This window comes from Xanthomonas arboricola pv. juglandis, assembly GCF_001013475.1.
In the GTDB taxonomy this organism is placed as follows: domain Bacteria; phylum Pseudomonadota; class Gammaproteobacteria; order Xanthomonadales; family Xanthomonadaceae; genus Xanthomonas; species Xanthomonas arboricola.
In genome coordinates this window covers 66,543-82,772 of record NZ_JZEF01000005.1, presented here as the reverse complement: position 1 = coordinate 82,772, position 16,230 = coordinate 66,543, and the positions used below count along the sequence as shown (strand labels likewise).

Below are 16,230 nucleotides of genomic sequence, written 5' to 3'. Positions count from 1 at the left end.
TGCGTCAATGGGCGCCAGTGACGCTTAGCCGCTGACCCGCAGCAGCGAATTGGCCGACTGCGCGTTGTCGTCGCCATTCTTGATGATCTTGACCTGCATTTCGAACTGACGCTGCAGCTGGATCATCTCCACCAGCGCGCCGGCGGCGTCCACGTTGCTGCCCTCCAGCATGCCGCTGTTGATGGTCTTGCCGGTGGCCACCGCAAACGCCTGCGCCGGGTCGGTGCTGGTGTTACGCATCAGCCCGTCCGGGCGCCGCGTCAAACGGTCGGCGGGGGCGTCGACCACCTTCATCTTGCCGACGATGGCCATGGTCTGCGGGCCTTCGCCCTGCGGAATGATCGAGATGCTGCCGTCGCTGCCGATCTCCATCGCCTGGTGCGGCGGGATCGTCATCGGGTTGCCGCCCTCATCCAGCACCGCATGGCCATTGGCGGTGACCAGCTGGCCATTGGCGGTGAGTGCCAGCTCGCCGTTGCGGGTGTAGGCCTCGCTGCCGTCGGGCGACTGCACCGCCAGCCAGCGGTCCTGCTGCAGCGACACGTCCAGCGGGTTGCCGGTGACTTTCTGGTGGCCCTGGCTGCGGTCGAAGCCCTGGTCCACATGCAGCGCATCGATCCGCGACGGATAGCCCTTGCCCTGGATCTTGAACGCCTCGGTATTGGCCAACGCAGCCTTGAACCCCACCGTATCGACGTTGGCGAGATTGTGCGACACGGTGCCCTGCGCCTGCAGGGAGGCGCGGGCACCGGTCATCGCAACGTAGAGAGCTTTGTCCATGAGGCACCGGGATTGGGGAATGGAGAGTCGGGAATCGGGAATCGCAAAGGCGGGATTGCTGGAGACTGGAAGAGGGGGGCAAGGCCGGCATCCGATACACGCAATGCCAGCTCTTACGATTCCCTATTCCCCAATCCCGATTCCCAGCCGTTAACGAATATTGATGATCGTCTGCGTGACCTGATCCTGGGTCGAGATCATCTGCGAGTTGGCCTGGAAGTTGCGCTGGGCCACGATCATGTTCACCAGCTGCTCGGTCAGGTCCACCGTGGAGGATTCCAGCGAGCCGGATTCGATCTGGCCCAGGTCCGAGGTGTCCGGCGCGCCGGTGCGGGCGGCGCCGGAGGTGTAGCTTTCGGCCCACATGTTGTTGCCCTGCGACTGCAGGCCCTGCGGGTTGACGAAGGTACTCAGGGCGACCTGGCCCAGCGGCTTGTCGGCGCCGTTGGAGTAGCGCGCGAACACCACGCCGCTGGTGTCGATGCTGATCTCGTTGAGCTTGCCGCTGGCATAGCCGTCCTGGCGGGTATCACGCAGCGCGAAGGCTTCACCGTACTGGGTCGAGCCGCTGACGTTGAGCTGCATGTTCAGCACGCCGGCGCCGGTGCTTGGGGTGAACGGGTCCATCGTGATGATGCCGTTGGCCGGGGTGGTCAGCGCGCCGGTATCGGAGAACTGCAGCGTGGTGGGCGCGCCGACCGCGGCACCGTCCACGTAGTTGTGCACCTGCCACTCGTTCGGGTTGGCAGTCTTGACGAAGTAGGAGGTCTGCACATGGCTGACGCCCAGCGAATCGTAGACGTTGATGCCGCCGGTGGAGTGGCTGTAGGTCTTGTCGTCGGCCGGGCTGAACGGGGTCACCGACGGGGCGGTGGCATTGCCGGGCAGGGTGAAGGCCAGATTGACCGTGGAGGTCGACTTGGGCGGGCTGTCGGTGGTCAGCAGCTGCAGGTCCGACAGGCGGCCGACGTCGAAGCCGTTGCCGCTCGGGTTGGGGGCGAAGACCTGCAGGCGCGCGCCCTGCGGATTGATCACGTAGCCGTTGGCATCGGTCTGGAAGTTGCCGGCGCGGGTGTACATCTTGGCGCCGTTGGAGGTCACGGTGAAGAAACCCTCGCCGGAGACCGCCAGGTCCAGGCTGCGCCCGGTCGGATCGATATTGCCCTGCGAGAACTGCTGCGCCACATTGCTGACGCGCACGCCCGAACCCACCGCGTTGCGCGACAGGCCGTAGCTGGTGCTCTGGAACATGTCGGCAAACTCGGCACGCGATTCCTTGAAACCGGTCGTGTTGACGTTGGCGATGTTGTTGGAGGTGACGTTCAGATCGGCATTGGCTGCGTTGATGCCGGACAACGAGGTATTGAAAGCCATGGATGAGGTCCTTTAAGTGTCGGTTGCCGGCTCAGCTGACGCGGAGCACGTTGGCGAGCGGGGAAGTGCCTAGCCCGGTCAGGTTGAGATACAGGCCGTCCGAGCCGATCGTGACGCTGTCCACCGGCGCGTCGACATAGGTGGATAACTTGCTTTTGGAACCGGCGGTGTCGGTCTGGGTGGCGGTCACGCCGTACTTGCCGGCGGCCATGCGGTTGCCGTTGGCATCGGTGCCGTCCCAGGCAAACGACACTTCACCGGCGGCGCTGGCCGGCACGCTGAGCTGTTTGACGAAGGCGCCGTTGGCATCGGTGATTTCGAAATTGACGGTGCCGGCCGAGGTCGCGGCGACCACGCCCTTGGCCGAATTGGTGGCATCGATGGCGAGCTGTGCGGAGGGCACCAGCACGTTGTGCCCGACCAGCGAGGCGCCCTTGAGCACCTGATCGCTGCTCTGCGCTGCCGAGAAGCTGCTGACCTTGGTATTGAGGTCGCCGATGCCCTGCACGGTGGAGAACTGCGCCAGCTGGCCCAGAAACGCGCTGTTTTCCATTGGTTTGAGCGGGTCCTGGTGCTGCAGCTGCTCGGTCATCAACTTGAGGAAGTCGGCCTGGCCGAGCGATTCCTCCTTCTTCTTGGTCGCTGTGGCGCTGCTGGAGGTCAGCCCGAGGCTGGTGTAGAGGTCACTACCGATTGTGCTCATGTGAAAGGGTCCGTAAGGGAAGGGTCAGCTAGGAGGGTCAGCGACCCATGGTCAGGGTGGCGAGCGCCAGTTCCTTGGCGGTGTTGAGCATTTCCACGCCGGCCTGGTAGTTGCGCGAGGCCGAGATCATGTTGACCATCTGCGAGACCGGGTCCACGTCCGGCGAGAACACGTAGCCATCGGCATCGGCCAGCGGATGGCCGGGCTCGTAGCGACGGATCGGCGGCGCGTTGGTGGTGGTGATCTCCTTGACGTTCACCGAGGTCAGACTGGGGTCCTGGCGACTTTGCTGGGCCTGGAAGATCGGCTCGATCGGCTTGTAGGTCGCCTCGGCCGAGCCAGCGACGGAGTCGGCATTGGCCAGGTTGGAGGCGATGGTGCTCAAGCGGACCGACTGCGCGTGCAGCGCCGAGCCGGCCACATCGAAGATGGGTAGATTGCTCATGACTTATTGGCCGGTGATCGCGGTGAGCATCGAGCGCACCTTGGATTCGAGGAAGCTCAGCGAGGCGCGGTATTCCAGCGCGGCGCGGCCGTAGGCAGCACGTTCGGCATCGGGATCGACGGTATTGCCGTCCAGGCTTGGCTGGTCGGATTCGCGGGTGATCTGGAACGGGTTGAGCCCGGCACTGCTGCCGATCTCGTAATGCTTGGCGTCGGTGGTCTGCAGCAGGGTGCCGTCGCGCACGCCTTCGGCCGATTTGAGCGCCGCCTCGAAATTCAGATCCTTTGCCTTGTAGCCAGGGGTATCCACATTGCTCAGGTTGCTGGCAATGAGCTTCATGCGCTGCTCGCGTAGCGGCAGAGCATCGCCGTGGATGCCTAGAAAGGACGAGATGGAATTGGACACGGTGCTCTCCCGCGAAGTGTTACCAGGGAGAAAGCAATGTTTGTGCCAATCGAGGTGGTGCGGGCCGCGGAACGCGGAGAGTGATCGGAGCTGCCGACGAACGGCAGCTTGGCCGTCCCGGGAACGCGATGGACTTCGTATCCGTCGCGGCGCTGCTTCAATCAGGAATGCCAGGCCGGAAGGTTCGGCATGACGACAGGGCTGCCCGGCGACGTCCGGCCTTCGCAGATGTCAGTTTAAAAGCGAGCTGACGCACACCGCCCCGACTTCAATGTTGCCGGGCTCCTGGAAGCCCGGCGTAGCATCCTGTGGCTGCCATCGGCTCCGACCCGGAAGCCGCCTGGGCTGCTCAGGCCGCTTCGGCGACCACTTTCAGGCGCGCCAGCACGTAATCGGCCAATTCGTGGGCGCTGTACTTGGCCACGAAGGCGTTGGCGCCCACCTGTTCGACCATGGCGTTGTTGAACACGCCCGACAGCGAAGTGTGCAGCAGCACGTAGAGGCCTTGCAGGCCCGGCGTGCGCCGGATTTCCGTCGTCAGCGTGTAGCCATCCATGGCCGGCATTTCGATGTCGGAGATGACCATCGCATAGCGGTCGGCCGGATTCTCGCCTGATGCAGCCACCTGCAGGAGGTGGTCCAGCGCCTGGCGGCCGTCGGACAACAAAGTTGCCGAGACGCCGAGCTGGTCGAGTACGCTGCGGATCTGCTGACGCGCCACGCGCGAGTCGTCCACCACCAGTACCTGGAACTGCCGGTCGTAGGCAACCAGCTGCAGCGAGGGATCCAGCTGCACGTCCTTGCTGACCTTGGCGATGTCGGCGAGCACGCTTTCCACGTCGATGACCTGGATCAACTCGCCCTGGAAGCGCGTCACCGCCGTCAAATAAGTGGCTTCGGCGCCCAGTTCCGGCGGCGGATGGATATCTTCCACCGCAATATTGACGATGCGCTCCACGCCGCTGACCAGAAAGCCCTGGACCGAGCGGTTGAATTCAGCCACCACCAGATAGCCGGGGCCGTTTTCCGAGTGCGCGTCGCGCTCCGGGTGGCCGATCGCCAGCCCTAAGTCCAGCACCGGCACCGAGCGCCCGCGCACGTCGGCCACGCCGGCGAACTCGGTCGGCAGGCCGGGCACCTGGAACAGCTCCGGGCGGCGCAGCACCTCCTGCACCTTGAACACGTTGACGCCAAAAAGCTGGCGCCCGCCCAGCCGGAACAGCAGCAGGGCCAGTCGGTTGTGGCCAGCCAGACGCGTGCGCTGGTCGATGCGGTTGAGCAGATCGTGGGTCATGGGGCAGATATCGACAGCGCCCTCGGAAAACTTGAGCGGTTTTAAGTTTGGTGTGGGGCGCTGTCGGGAATCGGGAGTCGGAAATGGGGAATCGCAAAAGCGGAGGGCTTTTTGCAGCAAGCCCGAGGCGAAGGACCGTTCTGTGACGTACCTAAGGTGTTCACTAAGCAAATCGCACATCATCAACGAAGACCGACCAGGGCTCGGCCCCCGGCCGATTCCCCATTCCCGAATCCCGAATCCCGATTCAAAAAACAGGCACGCCTCTTGCACTGCCTGTTCCGTCTCCCTCCGGATCTGGTCCCATGCGCCTGCTCCTGCTTGTCATCTTGTTGGCTGCCGCTCCGGCCTGGGCCCAGAGCTATCAGTCTGTCGATTCCATCCGCGCTGCGGCGCTGGCCACCGTTGGCCCGGATGCCGAGGCCGAGGCCACGCTCGATCCGGGCTTGCGCATGCCGGCCTGTCCGATCGCGCTGCAGGCGCAGCCGACCGGCACCAATACGGTGGAAGTGGCCTGCCCGCAGCCGGCCGGCTGGCGCCTGTTCGTACCGCTGAAGGTGCGCCGCAATCAGGACGTATTGGTGTTGCGCCGCGGCATCAGCGCTGGAGAAGTCATTTCGCTGGCCGATATCAGTATCGAGAAGCGCGATGCCGCGCGCATCGTCGGTGCGGTGCTGGCCGATCCGGTGGCGGCGGTGGGCAAGACCGCCCGGCGCGTCCTGCCGGCCGGCTCGCTGCTGTCGGCCAACGATCTGGTCACGCAGCGGCTGGTCCGGCGCGGCGACACCGTGCCGCTGGTGTCGCGCAACGGCGGGCTGGAGGTGCGCATGAGCGGTCGCGCGCTGTCCGATGCCGGCGAGAACGAGCGGGTCTCGGTGGAGAATTCCTCTTCGCGCCGGGTGGTGCAGGGGATCGTCGAAGCGAGCGGGACCGTTGTGGTGTCCAGATAGAAAATCGCTATAAAGTTTTTTTTTGGCATGCCGTTATCCCCTACGACCTGTAGAGGAGTTCCCGACATGAGCCAGAAAATCGAAGGCAATCTACCGACCGCTGCAACCCTTCGCACCGCGGCCACGAGCAGCAAGATCGCTTCGGCCGGCGAAGATCGCGCGTCCCCGATCGCCGCATTGCCGCCGACCGACAGCGTCAAGCTGACCGGTGAGGCGACCAACCTGCAGAACCTGCAGCGCACGCTGTCGCAGTCCTCGGCGATCGACACCGGTCGCGTCCAGGCAGTGAAGGATGCGTTGCAGAACGGCAGCTACTCCATCAACCCGGATGCCATCGCCAGCCGCATGATGGATCTGAATCAGCAACTGGCGGGCTAATCCCCGACCCAAAGGATGAACGTGAACGAGTTCCTGCAACGTCTCAGCGATGCGCTGGCCGGCGAACGCCAGGCATTACTCGAGAACGACATCGATGGGTTGATGCGCCATACGCAGGACAAGCTGTCGGCACTGCGCGCGCTGGAAGCGGCAATGCCCCAGGGCGAAGAAGGGCGGCTGCGCGAACTGGCCGAAGCCAATCGCGCCAACGGCGCGCTGCTGGCACGCCGGCGCCGCGAAGTGAACTGGGCACTGCGTCATCTGGGCCGCACCGAGAGTGCGCCGTCCTACGACGCCAAGGGCCAATCGAGCGTGCTGCGCGGCGGTCGTTCGCTGGCAGTGGCCTGAAGCACCGCAGCGTGCCCGAGCGCACGCGCAGGCTGGGCCAAGTGCAAGCAGTGCAGCGTTGAGCTGCCAGGCGTACAGTAACGTGGCCCCGCGCAATACGAGGCCTGGGCGGTTCGGCGTATATTGAAGCGTCCTCTACGCCCCCCTTGTCCCGTGACTGCCAAGTTTTTTCTCAATCAAGCCTTACTACCATCCTCGACCATGCTGCGCGCGTTCGGCGACCAGATGCTCGAGGGTGTGCTGCTGTTCCGCGCAGACGGGCAGCTGATCCTCGCCAACGCCGTCGCACGCCAGAGCCTGTGCAAGGAAGATCCTGCCGACGACCGCAATCTCGGCGAGCGGATCTCGCAGGTGCTGCCGTCGGATGCGCTGAACCAAGCGCGCAGCAAGGGCAGCTGGACCGGCAGCCTGCCGGTGGCTGATCGGGTGGTCATCGCGCATCTGTACTACAACGAGGAGCAGGGCGTCGGGCATTTCCTGGTGCTGTTCCACAACATCGAAGGCCAGCAGGATTACGAGCGCGAGCTGCAGCAGCGCCATGCCGAACTGCGCCAGGCCTATCTGCGTTTGAACGGCGCGCAGGACAAGCTGCTGCAGTCGGAAAAGATGGCCTCCATCGGCCAGCTGGCCGCCGGCGTGGCGCACGAAATCAACAATCCGATCGGTTACGTGCACTCCAATCTCGGCAGCCTGCAGGAATACCTGCGCAGCCTGTTCACGCTGATCGAAGCCTATGAGCGCGCACTGCAGGCGCCGGATCCGAAGGCGCTGATTCCGGAGATCGACGAGATCCGCAACCGCGCCGACATCGACTTCATCAGCCGCGATCTGCCGCAGTTGATGGCCGAGTCGCGCGAAGGCATCGAGCGGGTTACCCGCATCGTGCGCGACCTCAAGGATTTCTCGTACTCGGACCGTTCCGAGTCGTGGAAGATGGTCGACCTGCATGCCGGGCTCGAGTCGACGATCAACATCATCTGGAACGAGCTCAAGTACAAGGTCACGCTGGAGCGCAATTACGCCGAGCTGCCGCTGGTGGAATGCCTGCCGTCCGAGCTCAACCAGGTCTACATGAACATGCTGCTCAACGCCGGTCAGGCGATCGTCGAGCGCGGCACGATCACCGTCACCACCGGCCGCGACGAGGCCGACAACGTCTGGATCCAGTTCCAGGACAGCGGCGCGGGCATCGCCCCGGACCTGCTGCAACGCATTTTCGACCCGTTCTTCACCACCAAGCCGGTCGGCAGCGGCACCGGCCTGGGCCTGTCGATCTCCTACGGCATCATCAACAAGCACCACGGCCGCATCGACGTCGAAAGCACGCCAGGGCAGGGGGCCAGTTTCCGCATCGTGTTGCCGGTGCGGCAGCCGCGGTAGCGCTTCGCGCTGGGAATGGGGAATCGGGAGTAGGGAATCGGTAGAGCGGCGTGCGCTGGTGCTTTGGTTTTGAGGCACGATTTGGCACGCGGAGAATCAGGCGGTAGAGATCTGCTCTACCGATTCTCCATTCCCGATTCCCTACTCCCGGCCGTTACGCAACTCATCGTGCGTGCGGAAGGCCTGACGAATGTGCTCGCGCAGTTCGTCGTCGTTCCAGGGTTTGGTCAGAAAGCGGTAGATCGCGCCGCGGTTGATCGCCTCGGTCACGGTGGCAAGGTCCGTGTAGCCGGAGAGCACCAGGCGCACGGTGTCGGGGTAGAGCATCTTGACCCGGCCCAGGAACTCGGTGCCGCTCATGTCGCTCATGCGCTGGTCGGACAGGATCACCTGCACGTCGTTGGTAGCCAGCAGGTCGAAGGCGTCGCGCACATTGCCGGCGGCCAGGATCCGGTAGCCATCGCGGCGGAACAACCGCACCAGCGAGCGCAACACGTTTTCTTCGTCGTCCAGCAGCAGCAGGGTGCGGTCGGGGCGACTTTCGGCAAACGATTCCGGGCGCAGGTAGCGGCGGCGTAGCGCCATGCCGGCCGACTCGGCCGACATCGGTTCGCCGAACAGATAGCCCTGGAAAATGTCGCAATCGTTGCGCCGCAAAAAGCCCAGTTGCGCCTGCGATTCCACGCCGTTGGCGATCACCGTCATGCCGAGCTGGTGGCCCATCGCGATGATCGCGCGCGCAATCGCCGCCTCGCGGCTGCCGGCCGGCGCGCTCTTGATGAAGCTGCGATCGATCTTCAGCCGGTCCACCGGATAGCGCACCAGCGCGCTCAGGCTGGAATCGCCGGTGCCGAAGTTGTCCAGGCTCAGACTGATGCCTTCGTTGCGCAGGTTGGCCATCGTCTCGTGGACGAAGTTGACGTTGTTGGTCAACGCGCTTTCGTTGATCTCCAGCGTGACGAACTGCGCCGGCACGCCGGCGGTCTGCAGCATCGCCATCACTTCGTTGAAGAAACCCGGGCGCAACAGCTGCAGCGTGGACACGTTGACCGCGATGCTGAAATCGTCGAAGCCCTGGTCGCGCCACAGCCGCGCCTGGCGCACCGCGTTCTGCAGCACCCATTCGCCGATCTGCACGATCACCCCCAGGCGCTCGGCGGTGCGCATGAAGCGTTCCGGCACCAGCATGCCCAGGGTAGGCGACTGCCAGCGCAGCAGCGCTTCCATGCCGACGATGCGGCCGTCGCGCGCGCTCACCAGCGGCTGGTAGCGCAGCCGCAGTTCGCCATGCGGGATCGCATCGACGATCTGCCGCGCAATGATGCTTTCGCTATGCGCATTGGTGGTCGAGTTGCGCGTGTACAGCCGCACCGTGTTGCCGCCCTCGCGTGCGGCCTGGTAGCTGGCTTCTTCGGCGTAGTCGAGCAGGATCGACAGCGAGGTCGAGTGTTCCGGGCACAGGCTGATGCCGACCTTGCCGGTCATGAACAAGGTGTACGGCAGCACCGACAGCGGCAGTTCCAGCTGCTGGCGGATCTCTTCGGCAAAATCCTCCGGCAGCGGGGTGTCTTCGCGACGCACCGCCACCACCACCATTTCATCGCTGCCGTGACGCCACAACTTGCCGCGCGTGCCGAGAAAATCCTGCAGCCGGCGCGCCACCAGCGTCAGCGCCTGATCGCCGACTTCGGCACTCATGTTCTCGTTGATCGAGGCGAAGTGATCGATATCGATGTGGAACACCATCAACGGCGGGCCGCCGGATGCGGCAGCGTCCACCAGATGCAGCAGTTCGGGATTGCCCGCGCCCAGGCGGGTGGGTTTGACGATTTCCAGTCCGGGCGGGATTACGGGACTCCACATGACTTAACGTCCACCATCGTCGTGGACGGGCTCGCCGACCGGGTGATAGGGCAGGCGCAACGTCACGCGCGTGCCTGCTCCGGGTGCTGATTCTATCGCGAGCGCGCCGCCGACGGTTTGCGCACGCTCACGCATCACGATCAGCCCGAGCCCACGCGGGCCTTCCGGCTCGAAGCCATCGCCGTCGTCGCTGACTTCCAGGCGAAAGCTCTCGCTGTCGATCGAGTACAGCCGCATGTGCACTTCGCCGGCGCAGGCGTGGCGCAGCGCGTTGGTCAGGCTTTCCTGCGCAATCCGGAAGCACGCCTGCTCGATCTCGTTGCCCGGGCGCACGTCCAGTGCCTGGATATCCAGCTCCAGCCGCACCGGCGATGCGCGAAACAGCATCGAGGCCTGCCAGCGCAGCGCCGCCTCCAGGCCCAGCGCATCCAGCTGCGGCGGACGCAACAGCATCGACAGGTTGCGCAGCTTGGTCACGGTGCTGTCGGCCAGCGACACCACTTCCAGCAGGTCTTCGCGGCGCGCGTCAGGATCGGGCTCGTCCAGCGCCGCATGCGCGGACAGCTTCATTGCCGTGATCGCCTGGCCGATGTCGTCGTGCAGATCGCGCGAGATCGCGCGGCGTTCGTCCTCCTGCAGCGAGAACAGGCGCTTGGCCATCGCCTGCAACTCGGCGTTGCTCTCGGCCAGCGCATCGCGCATGCGTTCGGGTTCGCTCAGGTCGCGTACCACCAGCAACTTGCAGCTGCGTCCGCCATAGCGGATATCGCCGGCCGACAGGCCGGCATAGAAGGTGCTGCCATCGCGACGGCGCATCGCCCGTGCGCTGGATACCGGCTCGTTGCGATCGCTGCCCGCGCGCAGGTACTCGCGCACCACCGGCAGGTCGCTGTCGCCGACCAGCGTCTGCAACGGCTCGCCCAGGATGGTTTCGCCCTGGAAACCGAACTGCACCGACCCGGCGGCATTGGCATACATCACGTGCTCGTCGGCCAGGATCAGCACGCCATCGGGCAGCACCCTGACCAGCTCGCGGAACTGCTCCTCGCGCTCGCGCAGCAAGCGGCGCGACTGCTCGCGCTCGCTGACGTCCTGCAGCGTGCCATGGATATGCCGCGCGCCGTTCGGGTTGGTGACGCTTTCGGCGCGCAGATGCACCGTGCGCGGCTGCGAATCGCCGCCGGTCAGCGGCAGCAGCACGTCGATCTGCACTTCGCCACCGGTGCACATGTCCTCGATCATGCGCTCGATCCGCGCCTGGGTGGCGGTGTCCGAGGCGGTCAACAGTTCTTCCAGCCGATGCTCGCGCCGATGCATCGGCACGCTGCGGCCGAGCAGGCGGTACACCGCCGGCGAGTAGCGCCCCAATCCGGTCGCGCGATCCAGCTGCCATGAGCCGAGCCGCGCGATGCTCTGTGCTTCTTCCAGCCGCTGCAGCGCCTCGTCGCGCAGATGCTGTGCCTGGCGTTCCTCGCTGCGGTCCACGGTGACCACCAGGTGGGCAGGGCCGCTGGCCAGATGCAGCTGGTTGCTGCGGATCTCGACATGACGCGGGCCGCTGCGGGTCAGCAGATCCTCGTGCAGGGTGCAGGTGGCGTCGCCCTTGGCGCGGATCTGGGCGATGATCTCTTCCAGGCGCGCGCCGTCGGCGTTGGGCCAGATCGCCTGCAGCGTCTGCTGCAGGAATTCGTCGCGCTCCCAGCCGAAGAATTCCAGCGCTGCCGGGTTGGCATCCAGGATGCGCAGCGTGGCCAGGTCGTAGATCAGCGCCGGGCTGGGCAGGGCCAGGAACTTGGCCTGCAGCACCGCCTCCGATTGCGCCAGTTGCGCGTGCTCTTCCACGATCAGCGCCACGAAACGGCGCAGCACCAGGTGGATCACCACGCTCGACACCAGCAGGAAGCTGGCGTCCGACCAGCGCTCGGGCATGGCGGCGCCGGCCAGGTGCAGCAGCCGGTTGCCCAGCAGCAGCCAGATCACGCCGACCAGCAAATACAGACCGGTCAGGGTCCACAGACCTTGTTGCAGGCGCTCGGCGAGGCGAAGACGGGACACGGGAGCGGACGAAAACGCGGGCGCGGCGACAGGATGAGGCATGGGTCCGCGGACGACCTTTGGTGCTGGCGATGCAACCATCTTAGCCGCAACTCGTCCCGGTTCGGTCGGGCCCGAAACACGCGCCTCAACTAATCCAGGAAACGGCCGTTATCCATTGCGACTCCGAAGGCCGGGGTCGATTCTTCGGAGTGTTCCAGAGTGGACTCAGGCGTCATTGCAAGCATGCTGCAGCACCCGCTGACCTCGGCGGTGGTGTTGTTGGATGCGCATGGCCAGCCTCTGGCGGCCAACCGCGTTGCGCAATCGCTGGGATTGCCGGCCACCCTTGGCGCCTATGCCGAAGTCCTGGAAAGCAGTCGCGTCCAGGTGGCCAATAGCGGCGGCATGGCCGCCTGCGTGCTGCCGGGTACCGGTGGCGGGCGTCTGGAAGGCTGGCTGCGCGCGGTCAGCGACGAACACGGCCAGGTCATGGCCTTCACCCTGAGCATTCCCGAGCCGATGGGTGCCGACGGTACCAGCCGCTGGGAAATGGGCCTGGACAGCGCCGATCACGGTCTGTGGGACTGGGACATTCCGGCCGATGTGGTCTATCGCTCCGAGCGCTGGACCCGCATGCTCGGTTATTCCGAGCAGCCGCTGCCGAACAATCTCACCGCGTTGTCCGGGCTGATCCATCCCGACGACCATGCGCTGGTCAGTGCTGCCGTGCAGGCGCACCTGGACGGCCGTACCGATACCTATACCGCCGAATTCCGTCTGCGTCAGCACGACGGCCAGTGGCGCTGGATCCTGGATCGCGGCCGCGTAGTGTCGCGGACCGCCGACGGCCGCCCGCTGCGCATGGTCGGCACGCATACCGATGTGCACCACCACAAGTTGCTCGAGCAGCAGCTGCGCGAGCAGCAGGCCCAGCTCGAAGAGGCCCAGCGTATCGCCAGCATGGGCAGCTGGAGCTGGGACACGCTCAAGGACGCGCTGTGGGTGTCGCCGGATTTCCTGCAACAGCTCGGCGTGAGCCAGCAGCGCCTGCAGGGCATTCGCGACATCCTGCGCCTGCTGGGCCGGCCGTCGGTTGCGCATCTGCGCAGCGCCTGGCGCAAGATCAAGCACGAAGGCCTGCCGGTGCATTTCGAGCTGGAAATCAATGGGCTTGGCGACGTCAATCCGCATCACCTGCGGGTCTGGGCGCAGCCGGTGTTCGATGGCAACGGCAGCATGGTGCGTCTGCTCGGCCAGTTGCAGAACGTCACCGAGCAGCGCCAGACCGATGCATTGATCCGCTGGCGCACCGAGCTGCTCAACCGCGTGTCTGCGTTGGGCAAGATCGGCGGCTGCGAGATCGAGGTCGACACCCGGCGCATGCAGTGGACCGAGGAGTGCTACCGCATCCACGGCCTGCGCAAGGAAAACATCACCCTGGAGCAGGCGCTGTCGCTGTACACGCAGGACTCGCGCGACGCCTTCGAGGCGGCGCTGCTGCGTATCTCCGATGGCGGCCTGCCCGAACAGCTGGAGCTGTGTTTCTACCGCAACTCCGGCCAGCGGATCTGGGTACAGGTGCTGATCGAGCTGGACCGTCGCGAAGGCCTGCCGCCGCGTTTCGTCGCCTTGTTCCGCGACGTCACCCGCGAGCGCGAAGCCAACGAGCGCATCGAGCTGCTGGCCCACTACGATCGCCTGACCGGTCTGCCCAACCGCTTCCTGCTGCGCGAGCAGGCAGAGAACGCGATCCGCGAAGCGCACGAGCGCGGCCAGGTGCTGGCAATGCTGCTGATCGATCTGGATGGCTTCAAGAGCATCAACGATTCGTTCGGTCATGCCACCGGCGACAATCTGCTCAAACTGGCCTCCGCACGCCTGCACCAGCATCTGCGCAACAGCGACCTGTTCGGCCGCTTCAGCGACGACGAATTCATCGTGCTGCTGCGCGATCTCTCCGAACCGGAAGACGCCGGCCACGTAGCGCGCAAGCTGATCAGCGCGCTCGGCGAGCCGCTGCGCAAGGACCACGTCACCCTCAAGCTCGGTGCCAGCATCGGTATCGCGCTGCAGGGCGAGGGCCTGTCGGATTTCGACAGCCTGCTGCGCGCCGCCGATGCGGCGATGTATGCAGCCAAGGAATCGGGCCGCAACACCTGCCATTACTACAGCCAGGACGTGCTGATGCGTGCACAGCGCCGCCTGGAGCTGGAACACGCGCTGCAAGGTGCGCTGGAACGCGAAGAATTCAGCCTGGTCTATCAGCCGCTGGTCAACACGGTGGGTGAATCCTCGCCGGCGATCGAAGCGCTGATGCGCTGGAATCGTCCCGGCCATGGCCAGTGCAGCCCGGTCGAGTTCATTCCGATTGCCGAGGAGTGTGGCGAGATCGTGCGCCTGGGCGAATGGGTGATCGGCGAGGCCTGCCGCCAGGCCGTGGTCTGGGATCGCGCCGGACTCAATTTCAGCCGCATCGCGGTCAATGTCTCTGCGGTGCAGCTGCGCGAGCGCGGCTTTGCCGAGCGCGTACTGGAAATCTGCCGCGACAACGGCTGGTCGCCATCGCGCCTGGAACTGGAATTGACCGAATCGGCCTTGATCCGCGATTCCGACTCGCTGCGCCGCTGCTTCGAGCTGTTCGAACAGAATGGTGTGCTGTTGGCGGTGGACGACTTCGGTACCGGTTTCTCCAACCTGCATTACCTCAACCGCTTCCCGGTGCAGCGTCTGAAGATCGACCGCAGCTTCGTGCAAGGCATGCTCGACGACGCCAACACCGCCGAAGTGACCCAGGCCATCGTGCATCTGGGCCACGCGCTGGGCATGCAGGTGGTCGCCGAAGGCGTGGAAACGGTGCAGGAAGACGCATTGCTGCGCCAGCAGGGCTGTGACGAAATCCAGGGCTACTTCTATTCGCGGCCGCTGTCGCCGCGCGACATGGCGCAGTGGTTGCGCGAAGCCGAAGCCGGCATGCGCCTAGGCGCGCGCCTGGTCATCGCCAGCTGACGCAAGCTGTCGCAGCGCCCGGCGTCGCCCGCCCGGCTGTTGAAATGCGCCGGTCAAAAGCTCAGTGAGTCGAGGGCGCGATGCCCTCGCTACTTGCGGGACACGCCGTGAATCCGTCCATGGAGGCTCCCTGGCGGCGTCCATGCCGCCAAGGAGCCAGCAACCGGCAAGGGTCGCGCACCACAGAGTTGGTCGGTGGCCAGATAAAAAACATACTTATTGCAGGGTCTTGAGACTTTGAGAAGTCCATCGCCTGACTGTTATTCGGCTTGCGTGAGGAAGATTTTCGGACGCAAGGTGATCCGAACAATGCACCTCGTGCTCTGCTTGCAACCACACATACCGACAATCTCGACAGGTCCTTGTCCGCCCACCGTCGCGGGACCTTACGCGGCATGGATGCCGCGTAAGAGCCTACATGGACGTACTTGCGGCGTGTCCTGCGATGGTGGGCGGACAAGGGCCCTGCAGCCACCTGCAAAGCTGGGTGCTCTACACCTTATCCATCACCCGCCAGACGACCGAAAAGGTACACGCCGCGATTCTGAGCAGAAGTAGCGTCTTGCCGGCGCGGTCCGCTCCCCATCGTGGGACCTTGTGCGGCATGGATTCCGCTTATGAGACTTCAGGAAAGGGTTCAGGGCGTGACCAGCGACTGTAGGCAGGCAAGGGCCCTGCAGCCAAGCTACAGAGCTAGGCGCTCTACACCCGACGTGGTGTCGTAGAAGTCGTCGAGCAGACGAGCAGGGGAGACCTCACCCTGGTGCTGCAATCGCACGGCATTGCGTGTTCGGAGCCACGCCGGGTAGCACGGCCTGATGCACAAACGCCATAGGTCGGGCAGTGAATACAGCCAGCGGGGCGCCTGCCGAGGCACGCCCCGCTGTCGCACAAAAACGTCAGCTTCCGGATACGTCGACAGCGGCGCCATCCAGCCCCAGGTCCCAGGCCACGGTCGCGAACAGCAGTTCTTCTTCGCTGCAGCTGCGGCGCGGGTTCTGCATTGCCTGCACTTCCGCACGGGCGGCACGCTCCAGCCGTTCCAGCGCGGCCGGCATGCGCACGCTGCGCAGCGCAGGCCGGGCAGCGTCGCTTTGCGCAATGCGCTGGGCGTGTGCAGCCGCCAGCGCGGCTGATTCCAGCACGGCGGTGGGTGCATCGGTGGGCGGGGCAAGGAGCGTCATCAGCGGAATACCAGGTTGTTGCGGAACGACAAATCCCCGGGGAGGCCGGGGAATGTCGGGGTCAGATGGTGCGTGGCATCGGT

General features: G+C 65.0%; 14 protein-coding genes. 5 read left to right on the top strand and 9 right to left on the bottom strand.

The genetic code is table 11. From position 1 onward, the window contains the following. Positions 1–24 precede the first annotated feature (24 nt). The 6 genes from flgF to XARJCFBP2528_RS17515 form a co-directional block, all read right to left on the bottom strand. Positions 25–780: a flagellar basal-body rod protein FlgF gene (gene flgF / locus XARJCFBP2528_RS17540; RefSeq protein WP_005921307.1), complete on the bottom strand. Its 756-nt coding sequence runs from the start codon at positions 778–780 to the stop codon at positions 25–27. 150 nt (positions 781–930) lie between these two features. Further along, positions 931–2,154 (bottom strand): flagellar hook protein FlgE, encoded by a 1,224-nt coding sequence (gene flgE, locus XARJCFBP2528_RS17535; protein WP_016901724.1) that lies wholly within the window; start codon positions 2,152–2,154, stop codon positions 931–933. Positions 2,155–2,185: 31 nt separating this feature from the next. Then, a complete protein-coding gene (locus tag XARJCFBP2528_RS17530; protein ID WP_016901725.1) occupies positions 2,186–2,857 on the bottom strand; it encodes a flagellar hook assembly protein FlgD in 672 nt (223 codons plus the stop codon). A gap of 37 nt (positions 2,858–2,894) precedes the next feature. After that, positions 2,895–3,302, bottom strand: a complete 408-nt coding sequence (gene flgC, locus XARJCFBP2528_RS17525; protein ID WP_005914451.1) for a flagellar basal body rod protein FlgC — start codon at positions 3,300–3,302, stop codon at positions 2,895–2,897. A 3-nt stretch (positions 3,303–3,305) separates the two neighbouring features. Continuing rightward, complete coding sequence (gene flgB / locus XARJCFBP2528_RS17520) at positions 3,306–3,707, bottom strand: flagellar basal body rod protein FlgB (protein ID WP_024939612.1); 402 nt, start codon at positions 3,705–3,707, stop codon at positions 3,306–3,308. A gap of 349 nt (positions 3,708–4,056) precedes the next feature. After that, the gene (locus XARJCFBP2528_RS17515) at positions 4,057–5,001 is read right to left on the bottom strand and encodes a chemotaxis protein CheV (protein WP_016901727.1); all 945 of its coding nucleotides are present in this window, start codon (positions 4,999–5,001) and stop codon (positions 4,057–4,059) included. 305 nt (positions 5,002–5,306) lie between these two features. Here XARJCFBP2528_RS17515 and flgA point away from each other — a divergent pair, with 305 nt between their 5' ends. From flgA to XARJCFBP2528_RS17495, 4 genes are all read left to right on the top strand, one after another. After that, positions 5,307–5,951 (top strand): flagellar basal body P-ring formation chaperone FlgA, encoded by a 645-nt coding sequence (flgA, locus tag XARJCFBP2528_RS17510; protein WP_016901728.1) that lies wholly within the window; start codon positions 5,307–5,309, stop codon positions 5,949–5,951. Positions 5,952–6,017: 66 nt separating this feature from the next. Continuing rightward, on the top strand, positions 6,018–6,329 hold the full coding sequence (flgM, locus tag XARJCFBP2528_RS17505; protein ID WP_016901729.1) for a flagellar biosynthesis anti-sigma factor FlgM: 312 nt from the start codon (positions 6,018–6,020) through the stop codon (positions 6,327–6,329). 15 nt (positions 6,330–6,344) lie between these two features. Further along, entirely contained in the window at positions 6,345–6,677 is a 333-nt protein-coding gene (locus tag XARJCFBP2528_RS17500; RefSeq protein WP_016901730.1) for a flagella protein, read from the top strand. Positions 6,678–6,830: 153 nt separating this feature from the next. After that, positions 6,831–8,057, top strand: coding sequence for an ATP-binding protein (locus XARJCFBP2528_RS17495; RefSeq protein WP_026064151.1), 1,227 nt, complete (start codon positions 6,831–6,833; stop codon positions 8,055–8,057). A gap of 141 nt (positions 8,058–8,198) precedes the next feature. On the opposite strand, the gene XARJCFBP2528_RS17490 is transcribed toward XARJCFBP2528_RS17495, so the two are convergent. Together XARJCFBP2528_RS17490 and XARJCFBP2528_RS17485 are read right to left on the bottom strand one after the other, a co-directional pair. Further along, positions 8,199–9,920 (bottom strand): EAL domain-containing protein, encoded by a 1,722-nt coding sequence (locus tag XARJCFBP2528_RS17490; RefSeq protein WP_016901733.1) that lies wholly within the window; start codon positions 9,918–9,920, stop codon positions 8,199–8,201. 3 nt (positions 9,921–9,923) lie between these two features. Beyond that, complete coding sequence (locus XARJCFBP2528_RS17485; protein WP_026064152.1) at positions 9,924–12,056, bottom strand: sensor histidine kinase; 2,133 nt, start codon at positions 12,054–12,056, stop codon at positions 9,924–9,926. A gap of 120 nt (positions 12,057–12,176) precedes the next feature. Here XARJCFBP2528_RS17485 and XARJCFBP2528_RS17480 point away from each other — a divergent pair, with 120 nt between their 5' ends. Then, positions 12,177–14,963 (top strand): sensor domain-containing protein, encoded by a 2,787-nt coding sequence (locus XARJCFBP2528_RS17480; RefSeq protein WP_026064153.1) that lies wholly within the window; start codon positions 12,177–12,179, stop codon positions 14,961–14,963. A gap of 899 nt (positions 14,964–15,862) precedes the next feature. Here the strand turns inward: XARJCFBP2528_RS17480 and XARJCFBP2528_RS17475 are convergent. Then, positions 15,863–16,147: a hypothetical protein gene (locus XARJCFBP2528_RS17475; protein WP_016901738.1), complete on the bottom strand. Its 285-nt coding sequence runs from the start codon at positions 16,145–16,147 to the stop codon at positions 15,863–15,865. Positions 16,148–16,230 lie beyond the last annotated feature (83 nt).